Source organism: Arsenophonus sp. ENCA, from assembly GCF_002287155.1.
Lineage (GTDB): Bacteria > Pseudomonadota > Gammaproteobacteria > Enterobacterales > Enterobacteriaceae > Arsenophonus > Arsenophonus nilaparvatae.
In genome coordinates this window covers 1-527 of record NZ_NHNG01000416.1, presented here as the reverse complement: position 1 = coordinate 527, position 527 = coordinate 1, and the positions used below count along the sequence as shown (strand labels likewise).

At 43.1% G+C, this 527-nt stretch carries 1 protein-coding gene and 1 pseudogene; both read right to left on the bottom strand.

Annotation, left to right across the window (positions count from 1 at the left end):
* Positions 1–221: pseudogene (locus CBG25_RS10845) on the bottom strand (transposase); the annotation flags it as partial.
* A gap of 15 nt (positions 222–236) precedes the next feature.
* Positions 237–527 (bottom strand): transposase (locus CBG25_RS10840; RefSeq protein WP_290603789.1); only part of this gene is annotated, 291 nt, incomplete at its 5' end.

Sequence of the window (527 nt, the reverse complement as noted above, 5' to 3'; positions counted from 1 at the left end):
CAAGCTGACAGCAGGAACTGTCGGACATTCCATATCCAGCGTTCTCTAACCTTTGGCAGGCAAAACGACATCTTTTTCCAGTTGCCGTGATCATTGATGCCGCCTGTAGTCCACGACAGATGAATATGGCAATTCCAGTTAAGCTGTCGTCCGTAGGTGTGAAGAGCACCGAAAATGCCAAGGGTGAGACCTCTTTGCTCTGCGGCATAAAGCAAATTCACGAGTTTCGCACAAAACTAATTTGGGTACGCTAATAAAACACGGATGTGCTCAGCAATAGCATTTTTGATTACGTCCCAATTTTGTTGATAAAGGGTTATTTTTTCAGATATACGACGTTTATGTTGTTCAAACCACGCAGAAATAGCGAGAAAAATATGATTTCTTTGCGCTCGGCTCGTGCGAGCCTGACAGCGTTCAATACCACAATTTTGTTTAACTTCTCGATGATAAACTTCAACAGACCAACGGGCATCCATGATAGATTTGACGTATTCACGGGTGGGATTCTCTTTGTTTGTTACTAT